Origin of the sequence: Halorubrum sp. BV1 (assembly GCF_000746205.1) — an archaeon.
Taxonomy (GTDB): Archaea; Halobacteriota; Halobacteria; order Halobacteriales; family Haloferacaceae; genus Halorubrum.
The window spans coordinates 413396-429761 of record NZ_JQKV01000001.1; the positions used below are offsets into that span (position 1 = coordinate 413396).

15 protein-coding genes are annotated in these 16366 nt (G+C 67.2%); 10 read left to right on the top strand and 5 right to left on the bottom strand.

Going from position 1 to position 16366, the window contains the following annotated elements; all coding sequences use genetic code 11:
- Positions 1-3 precede the first annotated feature (3 nt).
- Entirely contained in the window at positions 4-1197 is a 1194-nt protein-coding gene (locus tag EP28_RS02075) for a PAS domain-containing response regulator (RefSeq protein ID WP_049982336.1), read from the bottom strand.
- A 111-nt stretch (positions 1198-1308) separates the two neighbouring features.
- Here EP28_RS02075 and EP28_RS02080 point away from each other — a divergent pair, with 111 nt between their 5' ends.
- The 9 genes from EP28_RS02080 (at position 1309) to EP28_RS02120 (ending at position 11394) form a co-directional block, all read left to right on the top strand.
- Positions 1309-2412 carry a pyridoxal phosphate-dependent aminotransferase gene (locus tag EP28_RS02080; RefSeq protein ID WP_049982337.1) on the top strand — a complete coding sequence of 368 codons (1104 nt, stop codon included), beginning with the start codon at positions 1309-1311 and terminating at the stop codon, positions 2410-2412.
- Between the two features lie 291 nt (positions 2413-2703).
- Positions 2704-3867: a LeuA family protein gene (locus EP28_RS02085; protein ID WP_196219608.1), complete on the top strand. Its 1164-nt coding sequence runs from the start codon at positions 2704-2706 to the stop codon at positions 3865-3867.
- Between the two features lie 370 nt (positions 3868-4237).
- Positions 4238-6031, top strand: coding sequence for a biosynthetic-type acetolactate synthase large subunit (ilvB, locus tag EP28_RS02090; protein WP_049982339.1), 1794 nt, complete (start codon positions 4238-4240; stop codon positions 6029-6031).
- On the top strand, positions 6028-6720 hold the full coding sequence (gene ilvN, locus EP28_RS02095) for an acetolactate synthase small subunit (RefSeq protein WP_049982340.1): 693 nt from the start codon (positions 6028-6030) through the stop codon (positions 6718-6720). Before ilvB ends, ilvN begins: the two co-directional genes overlap by 4 nt.
- Positions 6721-6737: 17 nt before the next feature.
- Positions 6738-7796 carry a ketol-acid reductoisomerase gene (ilvC, locus tag EP28_RS02100; protein WP_049982341.1) on the top strand — a complete coding sequence of 353 codons (1059 nt, stop codon included), beginning with the start codon at positions 6738-6740 and terminating at the stop codon, positions 7794-7796.
- Positions 7797-7857: 61 nt separating this feature from the next.
- Positions 7858-9279, top strand: a complete 1422-nt coding sequence (leuC, locus tag EP28_RS02105) for a 3-isopropylmalate dehydratase large subunit (protein ID WP_049982342.1) — start codon at positions 7858-7860, stop codon at positions 9277-9279.
- A complete protein-coding gene (gene leuD, locus EP28_RS02110) occupies positions 9276-9944 on the top strand; it encodes a 3-isopropylmalate dehydratase small subunit (RefSeq protein ID WP_049982343.1) in 669 nt (222 codons plus the stop codon). Before leuC ends, leuD begins: the two co-directional genes overlap by 4 nt.
- Positions 9941-10933 carry an isocitrate/isopropylmalate family dehydrogenase gene (locus tag EP28_RS02115; protein WP_049982344.1) on the top strand — a complete coding sequence of 331 codons (993 nt, stop codon included), beginning with the start codon at positions 9941-9943 and terminating at the stop codon, positions 10931-10933. The genes leuD and EP28_RS02115 overlap by 4 nt, the downstream gene beginning before the upstream one ends.
- An 89-nt stretch (positions 10934-11022) precedes the next feature.
- The gene (locus EP28_RS02120; protein WP_049982345.1) at positions 11023-11394 is read left to right on the top strand and encodes a DUF555 domain-containing protein; all 372 of its coding nucleotides are present in this window, start codon (positions 11023-11025) and stop codon (positions 11392-11394) included.
- Positions 11395-11423: 29 nt separating this feature from the next.
- Here the strand turns inward: EP28_RS02120 and EP28_RS02125 are convergent, their stop codons facing one another.
- Positions 11424-13349, bottom strand: a complete 1926-nt coding sequence (locus EP28_RS02125) for a beta-CASP ribonuclease aCPSF1 (RefSeq protein WP_049982346.1) — start codon at positions 13347-13349, stop codon at positions 11424-11426.
- Positions 13350-13549: 200 nt separating this feature from the next.
- On the opposite strand from EP28_RS02125, the gene EP28_RS02130 reads away from it, so the two are divergent.
- A complete protein-coding gene (locus EP28_RS02130; RefSeq protein WP_049982347.1) occupies positions 13550-14089 on the top strand; it encodes a DUF7984 family protein in 540 nt (179 codons plus the stop codon).
- Positions 14090-14113: 24 nt separating this feature from the next.
- Here EP28_RS02130 and EP28_RS02135 read toward each other — a convergent pair whose 3' ends face one another.
- From EP28_RS02135 to EP28_RS02145, 3 genes are all read right to left on the bottom strand, one after another.
- Positions 14114-14998, bottom strand: a complete 885-nt coding sequence (locus EP28_RS02135) for an SDR family oxidoreductase (RefSeq protein WP_049982348.1) — start codon at positions 14996-14998, stop codon at positions 14114-14116.
- Between the two features lie 68 nt (positions 14999-15066).
- Positions 15067-15882: an archaeal proteasome endopeptidase complex subunit alpha gene (psmA, locus tag EP28_RS02140; RefSeq protein WP_049982349.1), complete on the bottom strand. Its 816-nt coding sequence runs from the start codon at positions 15880-15882 to the stop codon at positions 15067-15069.
- A gap of 4 nt (positions 15883-15886) precedes the next feature.
- Positions 15887-16366 carry an Rpp14/Pop5 family protein gene (locus EP28_RS02145; protein WP_049982350.1) on the bottom strand — a complete coding sequence of 160 codons (480 nt, stop codon included), beginning with the start codon at positions 16364-16366 and terminating at the stop codon, positions 15887-15889.

Genomic DNA, 16366 nt, shown 5'->3' on the forward strand with positions numbered 1-16366 from the left:
GTCTCATCCGCCGGACCGGTCGGTCACGTCCCGATAGGCCCAGAGGTGTCCGTCTCCCTCCGGCAGGTCGATCGGTCGGTAGGTCCGGCGGAGGGTCCGGCCGTCGGCCAGGTCGATCCGTTCCCCTTCGACAGGTTCGCGGTCGGCGAGGATCGCGTCGATCCGCTCGACGAACCCCTCAGGATCGGCGAAGAGTTCGCTTATCTCGATCGCGAACTGCTCGCAGTCGCGCCCCTGCGCGTCGACGGGGTCGCCCGGAATGTCGAAGATGTCGTAGAGCCTGTCGTTCACCCGGATGACTCGCCTGTCCGCGTCCTCGACCAACATTCCGACGGGGAGGGTGTCGAGGACCGTCGAGAGGACCGCGTTCGTCCGTTCTATCTCTCGTTTGCGCTCCGTCTCCTCCGTGACGTCCTCGAACTGCGAGAACACTCGGATCACCGCATCGTCGTCGTCTGTCACCACCTGATTGTGCCACGCACAGCGGATGCGTTCCCCGTCGCGTCTGACGTTCTCGTTGACGCTGCTGTATCCGCCCTTATCGGAGAGCAGGTCGCGTTCGAGCGCCGCGACGTGGCGGTGCATCTCTCGCGGGACGAACGGGAGCCACGTTCCGCCGACGAGTTCGGCCTCGTCGTACCCGAGGATCTCCTCTCCGGCGGGATTCACGCGCTCAATCTGAAACGTCTCGTTGTACTCTATCGTCCCGAGCGGCGACTGCTCGATGTACCGCGAGAGTCGCTCTTCGCTCGCGGCGAGCGCACGCCGCGCACGGTGTTGGTCCACCGCGTTCCGAACGCGGTTGGCGAGGACGGCGTACTGGTCGCTGCCGGCCTGTTTCTGGATGTAATCAGTCGCGCCAGCCGAGATCGCCTCGCTCGCGATCTCCTCTGAACCCTTTCCGGTGAACAGCACGAACGGGACCTCGAAACCGCGGTCGCGGACCCGTTCGAGGAAAGCCAGCCCGTCGGCACCCGGCATCTCGTAGTCGCTGACGATACAGTCGATCCGCTCCGTGTCGTCTCCGAGAACGTCCAAGGCGGTCTCGACGTCCGTCTCGGAGCGGACGTGGAACTCCTCGTCGAGCCGTTCGAGGTACGTCGCAGCGAGGTCGAGAAAGCTCGGCTCGTCGTCGACGTGAAGGACACGGATGCCCGGTTCGCCATCGCCGTCCGGCCGGCTGGGCGCCCCCGTCATTGCCACACACTACCACGACAGCAGGGATATACGTTCGGGTCTCCGTTCCCGCGATTCGCTGTCGCGTTCGTCGGTCGAAAGAGCCACGGGGCCCGCCGCCGAGGCGTCCGCATGGAGTACGAGGAGCCGAAGTTCTTTCATGTGATGCAGTACGCGGGCGCGGCCGACGGCGACGTCATCGACATGGTGAGCGGGAACCCCGACTGGGAGCCGCCGGCCGCGCTCAGAGAAGCGCTCCGGGACTACGCCGACCTCGCGCCGGACGCCTTCCAGTATCCGCCGAGCGAGGGGCTCAGAGAACTCCGCGAGGCGATCGCCGAGCGCCGCGCGGTCTCCCCCGACAGGGTCGTCGTCACGAACGGCACCGGCGAGGCGAACTACCTCGCGATGGCGCGGGCGTTCGACCGCGACGCCGGCGACGAGGCGCTTCTCACCGACCCCGTCTACCCGTACTACCCCGGCAAGGTCTCCATGCTCGGCGGGGAGGCGACGCTCGTTCCGACCGAGCGCGACGGCGACCTCGACGTTGCGGCGCTCGACGCGGCGGCGAGCGAGGAGACCGCGCTCTTCGTGCTCAACACGCCGAACAATCCGACCGGTGCCGTCTACGACACAGAGACGATCCGGGCGGTCGTCTCGATAGCGGACCGGGTCGACGCGCTCGTGTTGGTCGACGAGGTGTACGACCACTTCGATTTGTCCGGTCGGTTCGAGTCCGCGCTGACGCTCGACTCCGACCGGGTGATCGTCACGAGCGGCTTCTCGAAGTCGATGGCTATCACGGGGTTCCGCGTCGGCTACGGGGTGTTTCCGGCCGATCACGTCTCGGCGGCGAAGACGCGACACATGCTCGTGAACGTCGCGGGCGCGCGCCCCTCGCAGTACGCCGTGACTCACGCGCTCGCCGAGACTCCTCCCGGCTACTACGCGGACGCGCGCGAGTTGCTCGCCGACCGAGTCGACGCGTTCACCGACGCGCTCGACGCCGCCGGTGCGGAGTACACCCGCCCGGAGGGAGCGTTCTACGTGCTCGCGCGCTTCGACGAGTTCCCCGGGACGATGGCGAACGTGAAGCGACTGATAGACGAGGTCGGCGTCGCGGGGATGCCCGGCGAGGCGTTCGGCCCCGCGCGAGATGACTGGATCCGGTTCGCGCTGGTGACGCCGCGCGCGGCCGAGGCCGCGGAGCGGCTCGCCGACCACTTCGGCGGATGAGCCGTCGGAACCCGAAGGAACCGCACGAACGTCGAACACGCATATGAATCCGGTTGCGAACGCACACCTCTCCGCCGGCCCGGTCGGTCGCCCGTGCGTGTGTGTTCCTCACACGGCCCCGCATGCTGTCGGTTCTCGCTCGTTTCGGGCGTGGGTCGACCCCCGGTCGCGTCGGGTCGAATTTGCGATCGCCACAAAGGTTAAGTCCCTGACCCTCTTGTCGACAGTCGATGACAGACATCACGGAGGCTTCGTCGGACACCCCGGCGGATCGAGTTCTTCCAGGGCACGATAGCTTCTAACATCGATATCGGTCCTGTACGGATCTTCGACACGACGTTACGAGACGGTGAACAGTCACCACGGACGTCGTTCAGCTACGACGAGAAACGCCGCATAGCGGCGACGCTGGACGACATGAACACCCACGTCATCGAGGCGGGGTTCCCGGTCAACTCGGACGCGGAGTTCGAGGCCGTGAGCGATATCGCCGCCGCGACGGACACCACCGTCTGCGGGCTGGCGCGGGTCGTCGAGGGCGACATCGACGCCGCCATCGACGCCGGCGTCGAGATGGTTCATGTGTTCGTCTCCACCAGCGACGTACAACTGGAGGATTCGATGCACGCGACCCGCGAAGAGGCGAAAGAGCGCGCGGTCGACGCCGTCGAGCACGTCAAAGACGCCGGCGTCGAGTGCATGTTCTCGCCGATGGACGCCACCCGGACGGATCCGGACTACCTGATCGACATCGTCGAGGCGGTCTCCGATGCCGGCACCGACTGGATCAACATCCCCGACACCTGCGGCGTCGGGATGCCCACCAGCTTCGGCGAGACGGTGAAGGCCGTCGTCGAGGCGACCGACGCGCGCGTCGACGTTCACACCCACGACGACTTCGGGATGGCGGCGGCGAACGCCATCATGGGCTTCGAGAACGGCGCGCATCAGGCGCAGGTGTCGGTCAACGGCATCGGCGAGCGCGCCGGCAACGCGGCCTACGAGGAGGTCGTGATGGCCGTCGAGTCGGTGTACGGCGTCGACACCGGAATCGACACGACGCAGATCACGAAGCTGGCACGGATCGTCGAGGACGCCTCGGACATCCCGGTGCCGGCGAACAAACCAGTCACGGGGCGGAACGCGTTCGCTCACGAGTCCGGCATCCACGCGGCGGGCGTCATCGAGAACGCCGACACCTTCGAGACCGGCGTGATGACCCCAGAGATGGTCGGAGCCGAACGCGAGTTCGTGTTAGGCAAACACACCGGCACCCACAGCGTGCGCAAGCACATGGTGGAGGCCGGCTTTGACCCGACGGACAGTGAGGTCCGACACGTCACGAAGCGCGTCAAAGAGTACGGCGCGGGCAAGCGGCAGGTCACCGCCGGCGACGTCGAGCGGTTCGCGGAGGAGGCCAACGTCGACCGCACGGAAGAGGAGGTCAGGATCTGATGCCCGCGTCCCTGACGGGAGCGTCCGCCGAGCGGCGGCGGATCGACTACTCGCGGATCGAACGTCCGCGAACGGCTCGCAGGTCGGCGACCCGATCTGCGTGCGGCCGGTCTGCCCGACAGGGATTTATACCACGAACGCGTTGGTGCGAGCGAGATGCGACGGAACACCGACGCCCCGACGACAGCCGCCGTCGAGGGAGCCGTCGCGCGGATCATTGTAGGGGTCTGACCCCCTACACTACCCCTTCTACACCGGCGCGAGGAATCGACGAACGCCACCGGACGGGCCGCCATGCGCGCACCGTCCCGGCGCTCGGACCGACCAAATCTCACACGCGCGAGATGTTACATCGAACACCACCACGACAATGAGCGATACAGCAGCACAGCCACGAGAGGACCCGGACGGGTCAGAGGAACCGACAGAGGGATCCGGCGACGCCGCCGACACCGGCGCAGAGACGGTGTCGACGGGTGCCGACTCAGTGGTCACCGCGCTGGAGGCCGCTGGAGCCGAAACGGCGTTCGGCGTTCAGGGCGGGGCTATCATGCCGGTCTACGACGCGCTGTACACCTCGTCTATCACGCATGTGACGATGGCCCACGAACAGGGTGCCGTCCACGCGGCCGACGCCTACGGCGTCGTCACCGGCGACCCCGGACTCTGTCTGGCGACGTCGGGACCGGGCGCGACGAACCTCGTCACGGGGATCGCCGACGCCGACATGGACTCCGACGCGATGCTGGCTCTGACCGGCCAGGTGCCGACGGAGTTCGTCGGCAACGACGCGTTCCAGGAGACGGACACGATAGGCGTCACGCGTCCGATCACGAAGCACAACTACTTCGCCAGCGGGGCCGACACCGTCGGCGACACCGTCGGCGAGGCGTTCGAACTGTCGCGGTCCGGTCGCCCCGGACCGACGCTCGTCGACCTCCCCAAAGACGTCACGCAAGACGAGACCGATCGGACGCCCGGGACGGCAACCCCGCCTCCGGGGAGCGACCCGGATCCGAACGCCGACCCCGACGCGGTCGAGGAGGCCGCTCGTGCCATCGAAGCGGCGGAGCGTCCGCTCTGTCTCTTCGGTGGCGGCGTAATCAAGGCCGACGCGAGCGACGCCGCGCGCACGTTCGCCCGGACATACGATATCCCGGTTACGACGACGATGCCCGGAATCGGGAGCTTCCCCGAAGACGAGGACCTCTGCCTCTCGTGGGCGGGGATGCACGGCACGGGCTACGCCAACATGGCGATCACGCACACGGACTGTCTGATCGCGGTCGGCACCCGGTTCGACGACCGGCTGACCGGCGGGATCGACACGTTCGCTCCCGAGGCTGAGGTCGTCCATGTCGACATCGACCCGGCGGAAATAAGCAAGAACGTCCACGCGGACTACCCGCTCATCGGTGACGCCGGACACGTCCTCGATCAGCTGACTGCGGCGGTCCGGGAGGCACCCGACGCGTCGGCGTGGCGCGAGCAGTGCGCCGAGTGGAAAGAGACGTATCCGCTCACGTACACGACGCCCGAAGACGAGCCGCTGAAGCCGCAGTTCGTCGTCGAAGCGTTCGACGAGGCGACGGACGACGACACCATCGTGACGACCGGCGTCGGGCAACACCAGATGTGGGCCTCCCAGTTCTGGACGTACACGGAGCCGCGAACGTGGGTCTCCTCGCACGGACTGGGGACGATGGGGTACGGCGTGCCCGCCGCCGTCGGCGCGCGCGTCGCGGCCGATACGATGGGGGAACCTGACCGCGACGTGGTCTGTTTCGACGGCGACGGTTCCTTTTTGATGACCATGCAGGAGCTGTCGGTCGCCGTCCGCGAAGAGATGGACGTCACTATCGCCGTGCTCAACAACGAATACATCGGGATGGTGCGCCAGTGGCAGGACGCCTTCTACGAGGGTCGGCACATGGCGTCCGACTACACGTGGATGCCCGAGTTCGACAAGCTCGCCGAGGCGTTTGGCGCGTTAGGCCTCCGCGTCGACGATTACGACGAGGTCGCGCCCGCGGTCGAGGAGGCGCTCGACTACGACGGTCCCGCCGTGATCGACTTCCACGTCGATCCGGAGGAGAACGTGCTGCCGATGGTGCCGAGCGGCGGCGCAAACGGGCAGTTCGCCACCGCGGAGGACCAGCTATGAGCGGCGACTCCGCCGCCTCGGAGACCGGCGCGCGGCCCGACGCGGACGCGCGTCCGGCACCCGACGAACAGCCGGCACCGGAAGAGCGACCGCACCCCGAGGGGCGACGGAACCTCGAAGGGATCCGCATCGACCCCGTCGTGGAGGCCGAACACGAGTCGCGCCGAGCCGTCATCTCGGCGCTCGTGGAGGACGAACCGGGCGTGCTCGCCCGGGTCTCCGGGCTCGTCTCGCGTCGGCAGTTCAACATCGAGAGCCTCACCGTCGGACCGACGACCGTGGACGGTCATTCGCGGATCACGATGGTCGTCGAGGAGACGGACCCCGGCATCGACCAGATCGAAAAGCAGATGGCGAAGCTGAAACCGGTTATCTCCGTCGGGGAGGTCGCCGGAAACGCCGTCACCGCCGAGCTGGTCTTGTTGAAGGTGCAGGCAGACGACCCGGCCGCGGTCCACGCGGTCACGGAGATGTACGACGGCCGGACGCTGGACGCGGGGCCGCGGACGATCACGGTCCAGCTCACCGGCGACGAAGCTCGGATCGACGACGCGCTCGACGCGTTCAGGCAGTTCGGTATCATCGAGATCGCCCGGACGGGACAGACCGCGCTCGCGCGCGGTGACACCCCGACGGCGCCCGGAGAGAAACCCGGAACGGCCGGCGAACCGACCACACACGACGACTGACAACACACATCATACACATGAGCGACAACGACATGCAGACGGTCGAATCCAACGTATACTACGACGAAGACGCCGACGGCGAGGCCATCGCCCAGAAGACCGTGGCCGTGCTCGGCTACGGATCGCAGGGCCACGCCCACGCACAGAACCTCCAAGAAAGCGGGATCGACGTCGTCGTCGGCCTCCGCGAGAACAGTTCCTCGCGGGAGGTCGCCGAGAGCGACGGGCTCGACGTGGCGACGCCGGCGGAGGCGGCCGCGGAGGCCGACATCGTGAGCGTCCTGCTGCCAGACACGGTGCAGGCAGCCGTCTACGAGAACGCCATCGAACCGAACCTGGAAGCGGGAGACACGCTGCAGTTCGCGCACGGGTTCAACATCCACTACAACCAGATTCAGCCGCCGGAAGACGTCGACGTGACGATGATCGCGCCGAAGTCGCCCGGCCACATCGTCCGGCGGAACTACGAGGACGACCAGGGGACGCCGGGACTGCTCGCGGTGTACCAGAACGCGACGGGCGAGGCCCACGACGAGGCGCTCGCGTACGCGGCCGCGATCGGGTGTACTCGCGCCGGCGTCGTCGAGACGACGTTCCAAGAGGAGACCGAAACGGACCTCTTCGGCGAGCAGGCCGTCCTCTGTGGCGGTATCGCCTCGCTGATTAAACAGGGCTACGAGACGCTCGTCGAGGCGGGGTACTCCCCCGAGATGGCGTATTTCGAGTGCATGAACGAGATGAAGCTCATCGTCGACCTGATGTACGAAGGCGGGCTCGGCGCGATGTGGGACTCCGTGTCTCACACCGCCGAGTACGGCGGCCTCACCCGCGGCGACGAGATCATCGACGATCAGGTCCGCGCGAACATGGAAGAGGTCCTCGAAGGCGTCCAGAACGGGACCTTCGCCCGTGAGTGGATCTCGGAGAATCAGGCGGGTCGGCCGTCGTACACGCAGCTCCGCAACGCCGAGAAGAACCACGAGATCGAGGCCGTCGGCGAGGAGCTTCGCGGCCTGTTCGCGTGGCAGGAAGACGAGGAAGAAGAAAGCGAAGAGTCGGCAGAGGTGACCGCGTGATGGGCGTAGGCGGCGTCACGAAGCGAACTCGAGCGACCCAAGCCGACGCGGGTGATCCCCGATGAGCGAGGGGACGCTGTATGACAAGGTGTGGGACCGCCACAAGGTGACTGAGCTACCGACCGGACAGGACCAGCTGTTCGTCGGCCTCCACCTCGTCCACGAGGTCACCAGCCCGCAGGCGTTCGGCATGCTGAAAGAACGCGATCAGGAGGTCGCGTTCCCGGAGCGGACGCACGCGACGGTCGACCACATCGTGCCGACCGGCAACCGCGACCGACCGTACCGCGACGAGGCCGCAGAGAGCATGATGGCCGAGTTAGAAGAGAACGTCCGCGGGTCCGGCATCGACTTTTCGGACCCCGACTCCGGCGATCAGGGGATCGTCCACGTCATCGGTCCGGAGCAGGGGCTCACCCAGCCGGGTATGACGATCGTCTGTGGTGACTCGCACACGTCGACGCACGGCGCGTTCGGTGCGCTGGCGTTCGGGATCGGTACCTCGCAGATCCGCGACGTGCTGGCGACGGGCTGTGTCGCCATGGAGAAACAGAAAGTCCGAAAGATCGAGGTCACCGGTGAACTCGGCGAGGGCGTCACCGCCAAAGACATCATCCTGACTATCATCGGGAAGCTCGGCACCGACGGCGGCGTCGGCTACGTGTACGAGTACGCCGGCGAGGCCATCGAGGACCTCGGGATGGAGGGACGGATGTCGATCTGTAACATGTCGATCGAGGGCGGCGCTCGCGCGGGGTACGTCAACCCCGACGAGACCACTTACGAGTGGCTGAAAGAGACCGACGCCTTCGCCGACGACCCCGAAGAGTTCGAGCGGCTGAAGCCGTACTGGGAGTCGGTCCGCACCGACGACGACGCGGAGTACGACGACGTCGTCACCATCGACGGGTCGGCCATCGAACCGACCGTCACATGGGGGACCACGCCCGGGCAGACTGCGGGCATCACCGAGCCGATCCCGGACCCAGACGACCTCCCCGAAGAGGATCGAGACACCGCTCGCCGCGCACAAAAGCACATGCGCGTCGATCCGGGAGACACGATGGAGGGGTACGACATCGACGTGGCCTTCCTCGGGTCGTGCACGAACGCGCGCCTGAAGGACCTGCGGGAGGCCGCGGCGTTCGTCGAGGGCCGTGAGGTTGCAGACGACGTGCGCGCGATGGTCGTTCCCGGCAGTCAGCGCGTCCGCGACGCCGCCGAGGCCGAGGGCCTCGACGAGGTGTTCATCGAGGCGGGCTTCGACTGGCGAGAGCCCGGCTGTTCGATGTGTCTCGGCATGAACGACGATCAGCTTGTGGGCGACGAGGCGAGCGCCTCCTCGTCGAACCGGAACTTCGTCGGCCGACAGGGCTCGAAGGACGGGCGGACCGTGCTGATGAGTCCGATCATGGTCGCGGCCGCGGCGGTGACCGGCGAGGTCACAGACGTCCGCGAGATGGAGGAGGTGGCGACCGTATGAGTTCGCCCGAGTTCAGCGCCGGCGAGGCTCCGGCCGAGAAGGTGACCGAGGTCACGGGGACCGGAATCCCGATCCGCGGGAACGACATCGACACCGACCAGATCATCCCCGCGCGGTTCATGAAGGTCGTCACCTTCGACGGGCTGGGCCAGTTCGCCTTCTTCGACCAGCGGTTCGACGACGAGGACAACGAGAAGGACCACCCGTTCAACGAAAAGAAGTACCAGGGCGCGAACGTGCTGGTCGTCAACGCCAACTTCGGCTGCGGATCGTCTCGCGAGCACGCGCCGCAGGCGCTGATGCGCTGGGGGATCGACGCGGTCGTCGGCGAGTCCTTCGCGGAGATCTTCGCGGGCAACTGTCTCGCGCTCGGTATCCCCACTGTCACGGCCGACCAGGAAGATATCGAGGCGCTACAGGACTTCGTCGAGGAGAACCCGGACGCGGACGTCGACATCGACGTGGCCGAAGAGACGATCACCTACGACGACACGGTGATCGACGCGACGGTCCACGACGCCCAGCGGAAAGCGCTCGTCGAGGGGGTCTGGGACACGACGGCGCTGATGGGCGCGAACGCGGAGGCTGTCCGCGAGACCGCGCGCTCGCTGCCGTACGTCCCCGACGAACACATTCCCGAACCCGCGGCGGGGGACGGCGCGTGAGCTACGAGATCGCCGTCATCGAGGGCGACGGGATCGGCCACGAGGTCGTGCCTGCCGCCATCGACGTGCTCGACGCGCTCGACGTAGCGTTCGAATTCGTCGAGGCGGAAGCGGGCGACGCGGTGGCAGCGGAGACGGGCGACCCGCTCCCGCAGGCGACCTACGACCTCGCCGCCGACGCCGACGCGACGCTGTTCGGCGCGGCCGGCGAGACCGCGGCAGACGTCATCCTCCCGCTGCGGGAGGCCGTCGGCTCGTTCGTCAACGTCCGGCCGGCGAAGGCGTTTCCGGGCGTCGACGCGGTCCGACCGGAGACGGACGTCGTCTTCCTCCGTGAGAACACCGAGGGCGTGTACGCGGGCCACGAGGACCGGCTCTCCGATGACCTGTCGACGCTGACGCGTGTCGTCACTTCCTCGGCCTCCCGAGAGCTCGCCGAGTTCGCCTGCGAGTTCGTCGAGGACGGCCGCGGACCGGAGCACGGAGACGGGTTCACGGTCGCGCACAAGGCGAACGTGATGCGCGAGACCGACGGGCGGTTCCGCGAGGAGCTACTCGACGTCGCCGCAGAGCGCGGCGTCGACGCCGACGAGGAGTTGATGGACGCGTTCGCCACGAAGCTCCCGCTCGATCCGACCCAGTACGGCGTCGTCGTCTGTCCGAACCTCGCGGGCGACGTGCTCTCAGATCTGGCCGCCGGGCTGGTCGGGGGGCTCGGTCTCCTTCCGTCTGCGAACATCGGCCACGACAACGCGCTGTTCGAGCCGGTCCACGGGACCGCGCCGGACATCGCTGGCGAGGGCGTCGCGAACCCGACCGCGGCGATCCTCTCTGCCGCCATGCTGGTGGAGTTCCTCGGCCACGTCGAGGAGGGACAACAGATCCGCGACGCCGTGGAGAGGGTGCTCTCCGACGGTCCCCGAACCGGAGACCTAGGCGGGGACGCGACGACCGACGAGGTCACTGCGGCCGTCGTCGAGCGGCTGTAAGCCGGACGCGGCGCGATTTTTCACGGTCGAGGTCGGTCGGTCGCGTGCAAACCACAAGAAAGGAAACCCTGCGGCCCCTCGACTCGGGTATGAGCAACTACTCGGTCGCGATGGAAGCAGCCTGGTTGGTCCGTGACGTCGAGGAGACCGACGACGCGATCGGCGTCGCGGTCAGCGAAGCCGGCAAGCGACTCAACGAGACGGACAAGCAGTACGTCGAGGTCGAACCCGGCGTCACCGGCTGTCCGGCCTGTGGCGAGCCGTTCGACGCTGCCTTCCTCGCCGCGAACACGGCCCTGGTCGGACTCCTCTTGGAGATCGACATCTTCAACGCCGACAGCGAAGAGCACGCGGAGCGCATCGCAAAGAGCGAAGTCGGCGGCGCGTTACGCGACGTACCGCTCGAAGTCATCGAGATCGTCGAAACAGAGGGAGACGACGAAGACGCGTCGGACGAGTAACGTCGCGGTCCGCTCTTCGATCGGTCAGTCTACTTGAACCGGAACGTCTCTAGGTTCTTCGGTGCGAACGTCCGCATGTTGTAATCATGATACAGCGCGGAGGAGAGGTCCTGCACGGACCGCTCGTCGCCGTGGACACAGAGCACTTTCTCGGGACGCGGGTTCATCGTCTTCACGAAGTTCTCTAAGCCCTGTCTGTCGGCGTGGCCGGAGAAGCCGTCGACGACTTCAGTTCCCATTTCGAGGGTGAGCGTGTCGCCGCGGCCGCCGCCGCCCCAGCCGTCGACGGGGATCTCGTCCCAGCCGTTCTGGATCCTGCGGCCGAGCGTCCCCTGCGCCTGGTAGCCGACGAACACGAGGTTCGAGTCCGGGTCGGGACCGATGTGGCGGAGCCACGACATGATCGGCCCGCCCTCGATCATCCCCGACGTGGAGATGATGATGCTCTGGTCGCCGTCTGCGACCTCCTGTCGCTCGTCTTCCCCGGCGTCGATGTGGTTGAACTGGTCGGCGAGGAACGGGTTCTCGTCCTCGTGGAAGATCCGGTCGCGGAGTTCGTCGCGAAGGTACTCGGGGTAGGTGGTGTGGATCGCGGTCGCCTCCCAGATCATCCCGTCGAGGTGGACGGGCATCTCCGGGATCTCGCCCTCACGCATCGCCTCCTCCAGGACGAGCATGATCTCCTGAGAGCGCCCCACGGCGAACGCGGGGATGACGACTTTCCCGCCCTGCTCGTACGTCTCGTTGATTACTTCCTTGAGCGCCTCCTCGGAGTCGGCCTGATCGGTCTGGTAGTCGTCGCGGCCGCCGTAAGTGGACTCAAGAACGAGCGTCTCGACCCGCGGGAAGTCGTTGACCGCGCCGTTGAACAGCCGAGTGTCCTCGTAGTGAATGTCGCCGGAGAACGCGACGTTGTAGAGGCCGTCGCCGATGTGGAAGTGCGTGACTGCGCTGCCGAGGATGTGTCCCGCGTTGTGGAAGGTGAGCTTCACGTCGGGAGCGACGTCGGTGACGTCGCCGTACTCAAGCGGGATGGTGTGTTTGATCGCCTCGCGGACCTGCGCGGACTCGTACGGGGGCGTCCGGCCGTCTTTGGCGGCGACGTCGAGGTAGTCGAGCGTGAGAAGCCCCATCAGGTCGCGGGTCGGCTCGGTGGTGTAGATGGGACCGTCGTAGCCGTATTTGAACAGGAGGGGTAAAAGCGCCGAGTGGTCAAGGTGGGCGTGCGTCAGGATGACGGCGTCGAGGTTTGCCGCGCCCGCGCCGAGCGCCTCCGGAACTTGGAGGTACGGGACTTCGCCTTCTGCGCCGGGTTTGTCGCCGCAGTCGATGAGGATGCGCGTCTCCGGCGTCGAGAGGATGAACGCGGCGCGACCGACCTCGCGACAGCAGCCGAGCGTCGTGATCCGGACCCACTCGTCGTCGGACATCTCCTCGCGGTGGATCTGGCGGCCGACGCGCTCTAAGATGTCGCGGCGTTCCTCGCGTTCGTTTTTGAGGAATCCGCGCACGTTCGAGACGGTCGAGGACTCGATCGGCGGCGTTCGCACGACCTCGGGGGTCCAGCCGACTTCTTGGGTGATCTCACGGAGCGTGGAGCCGCGTCGACCGATCACCATGCCCGGCTTCTCGGCTTCGATCACGACCTCGCCGGTGTCCTCGTGAAAGTCGAGGGACGTGACGCCGGCTTCTTCCGGGATCACCTCGCGGACCTCCTCTTCGGCCCGGCGCGGGGGCGAGAGCGCACTCGGGTCCGGGCGCACCGTGATCCGCTTGCGGAGCTTAGAGGCGAGCCGCCGGATCAGGTCGCCGTCGCCGGCGAACCGCTTCGGGTCGCGCGTGTACACGACCAGCTCTGGTCCCTCGTACTTGACGTCGGTGACCGTGATGTCGTTCGGAATCTCCTGTTCGATCTCTGATTTCAGTGTATCGAGTTGCTTATCGACTTGACTCATATCTTACCGCGGGTCGTCTGGGTCGCCGCCGCCGTCGAGTCGCAAACGGTCGACCGTGACGGGATAGGCATAATGGCAGTACTGTCCGTAGGTGGTTCCGTGCGGGAACAGCCAGCCAAAAACCCGCTTGTCTCAAGGTTGTCCCGGCCGTTATAAAACCCTTCGCAAAGGGCAAGCCCCCGGAGAGTGAACCGCGTGGCATGCGTGTCACTCCCGAGACGGTCCGTGCCGAACGCGACTGGGTCCGCGACCGTGCCCCCGTCGTCGTCTCGCTGATAAACGACGCCCGAGACCGACTGGGTCGGCTCTTCGAGACGGAGGTGGATTCGGTCACCGTCGAGGCGTACCGCGGAGAGGTCGATACCGTGTTCGCCGACGGCGAGGTCTCGGTCAACGTCGCGGGGCTCGTGGGGATCCTCCGCGACCTCGACGTCGCGGACGACTACCCGGGGTTCGTCGTCGACGAGGTGCTCGGCCGCGAGCTGGCGGCGACGATCGCCGGCGGGAGACCGCTCTCGCTGCTCGCGCAGGCGACGTTTCACTTCGTCGACGTGCACGTCGACGGCGATGTCTCGGAGCGTGTAGACACCCAGGACGGCGAGCGCGCGGACGACGGGCGCGTTCCGGGCTCCGCCGGCGCGGACGACCTCGACGCCGCGCTTGCGGCAGGCTTCCAGACGCGCCTTCCGGGATGGGACTGGCGAAAGAGAGAGAGTCCGTTCGGGGTCGCGAGGGACTGATCGAGCGTCGCGACTGCCGCGGCGTCAGGAGACGAGCTTCCGGATGAAGTCGTACCCGGCGTCGAGCACCGCGTCAGGGAGGAACCGCGCGAGGACGCCGACGCGGGCGGCGGTCCCGGGCTGGACGCGCGCTGGTGGCTGCGTCGCACTCGCGGCGTTCACGACCGCGTCGGCGACAAGTTCCGGCTCGACCGACCCCGGCCCGTCGCCGCCGACGAGCGTGGCGTCTTCGAACAGGGCGTACACGTCCTCGTACGCGCCGGTTCGACCTGCTTCGGAGTCGGCGTCTTGCGCGTCGCCGCTTCGACCGCCAGCCTCGCGCTCGACGCGGTCTGCGAAGTTAGTCCGAACGGGTCCGGGCTCGACGACCACTACGTCGATCCCGTGCGTTCCGACCTCGTTTCGGAGCGCGTCCGACATCGCCTCGATCGCGAACTTCGAGCCGCTGTAGACGCCGCCGCCGGGGAACGAGACGCGGCCGGCGACCGACGAGACGTTCACGATCGTCCCGTCGCCCTCGCGCCGCATGCTCGGCAGCACGGCCCTGATCAATCGGTGCGGGCCGTACACGTTCACGTCGAACTGCTCGTGGACCTTCTCGGTCGGTACGTCCTCTATCGGACCGAACTGGCCGTAGCCGGCGTTGTTGACCAGCGCGTCGATCGATCCCGTCTCGTCGAGGACGCGGTCGACGACGCGGTCGATGTCGGACTGGTCCGTCACGTCGAGGGTCGCGATCTCACAGCCCGCCTCGCCGAGCGTCTCGATGTCCGCCGGGTTCCGCGCCGTCGCGTACACGGTCCATCCCTCGTCGGTGAAGGCGTGCGCCGCGGCGCGGCCGATACCGGAGGAACAGCCGGTGATGAGTACCGTCTTCTGCACGCCTCGGCCGTCGGTCCCCGGCGGCATAACTCTCCCGACCGGCCGGCGTACAAGCAGACAGCAGACGCGGCGGACGCCGACACGTGACAGAGGTGTTACGCGTCGTCGTCCGCGTCCTCGGCGTCGTCGTCGTCCGCATCTTCAGCGTCGGTTTCGTCTGCATCCGCTCCGTCGGCCGCCTCCTCCGCGAGCAGGTCGTGGTCGGCGAGGATCGCTTCGATCTCGTCTACCGACCGCTCGGTGTAACCATCTTCGACCGTGATCGTCGCGACGCCGACGCCATCCGGCGAGAGCTCGCCGTCGTTCGACTGCGCGAGCGTATCGAGCGCCAGCCCGACCGCCTCGTCGGTGCCGATGCCGTCCTCGTACTCCGCTTCGAGGTAGTCGCGGAGGTCGCTCCGGTTGGAGCCGATCGAGAGCGCCTGCCACTCGTAGGGGGTCCCCGAGGGATCGGTCTCGAACAGACGCGGCTCGCCGTTCTCGATTCCGCCGACGATCAGCGCAACGCCGAAGGGACGCGCGCCGCCGACCTGCGTGTACTGCTGGATGTGGTCGGTGATGTTCTTTGTCAGCGTCTCGATCCCGACCGCCTCGCCGTAGCGCAGACGGTTGACCTGCGCCTGTCGGCGCGCGAAGTCGATGAGCTGACGGGCGTCGGCGACGTGGCCCGCGCTCGCGACGCCGACGTGGTCGTCAGCCTTGTGGAGCTTCTCGATGCTCGCGGGCTCCATCAGCGGAGATCGGGCCCGTTTGTCTGCCGCGAGGACGACGCCGTCCTCGGCGCGGACGCCGACGCTCGCCGTCCCGCGCTTCACCGCCTCCCGGGCGTACTCGACCTGATAGAGTCGGCCGTCCGGAGAGAAGATGGTGATGCCTCGGTCGTACGCCTGCTGTTGGGATTGACCCTGCATGATATCACTCGATGTCGAACATCGTCGCGCCGACGTGTCCCGACTCGGTCCGCACGTCGCACGCGTCACCACGCACGACCGCGGGCCGCTCGGCGTCCTCGAACGCGACGTCTCGCTGTGTCGAAGTACCGCCCGCGCGACCCATATATCTTTCCTCACAGGCACGTACCGTCCCCGAGATCCCTCGCACTCGGATCCCGACCGGCTCGCCGTCGACCTCGCTCACGCACGCGATCGACGCCCGCGCCTCGGCGACGTGACCGTGCCGAACGCGGACGACAGCCTCGCCGCGGCCGTCGGCGTACGCGAACGAGAGCAGAGAGAGGTCGGAGTCGGCGCTGCCGGCGTCGCCGACGAGGTTGCCGGCGGCGTACCACAGCGCGCGCTGGAACGCCCGCCGACCCACGTCGGCGTCCGGCCACGTCTCGATGCCGACGGCGACGTACCGCCACCGCGGTCTGAGGTGTTTGGGGAGGTGTTTCAT

Coding starts and splice junctions, on each gene's coding strand:
- EP28_RS02135 (WP_049982348.1), bottom strand. CDS start 14,998: ATGCCGCCGGGGACCGACGGCCGAGGCGTGCAGAAGACGGTACTCATC.
- EP28_RS02130 (WP_049982347.1), top strand. CDS start 13,550: ATGCGTGTCACTCCCGAGACGGTCCGTGCCGAACGCGACTGGGTCCGC.
- psmA (WP_049982349.1), bottom strand. CDS start 15,882: ATGCAGGGTCAATCCCAACAGCAGGCGTACGACCGAGGCATCACCATC.
- ilvN (WP_049982340.1), top strand. CDS start 6,028: ATGAGCGGCGACTCCGCCGCCTCGGAGACCGGCGCGCGGCCCGACGCG.
- leuD (WP_049982343.1), top strand. CDS start 9,276: ATGAGTTCGCCCGAGTTCAGCGCCGGCGAGGCTCCGGCCGAGAAGGTG.
- EP28_RS02080 (WP_049982337.1), top strand. CDS start 1,309: ATGGAGTACGAGGAGCCGAAGTTCTTTCATGTGATGCAGTACGCGGGC.
- EP28_RS02125 (WP_049982346.1), bottom strand. CDS start 13,349: ATGAGTCAAGTCGATAAGCAACTCGATACACTGAAATCAGAGATCGAA.
- EP28_RS02075 (WP_049982336.1), bottom strand. CDS start 1,197: ATGACGGGGGCGCCCAGCCGGCCGGACGGCGATGGCGAACCGGGCATC.
- EP28_RS02120 (WP_049982345.1), top strand. CDS start 11,023: ATGAGCAACTACTCGGTCGCGATGGAAGCAGCCTGGTTGGTCCGTGAC.
- EP28_RS02145 (WP_049982350.1), bottom strand. CDS start 16,366: ATGAAACACCTCCCCAAACACCTCAGACCGCGGTGGCGGTACGTCGCC.
- ilvC (WP_049982341.1), top strand. CDS start 6,738: ATGAGCGACAACGACATGCAGACGGTCGAATCCAACGTATACTACGAC.
- leuC (WP_049982342.1), top strand. CDS start 7,858: ATGAGCGAGGGGACGCTGTATGACAAGGTGTGGGACCGCCACAAGGTG.
- ilvB (WP_049982339.1), top strand. CDS start 4,238: ATGAGCGATACAGCAGCACAGCCACGAGAGGACCCGGACGGGTCAGAG.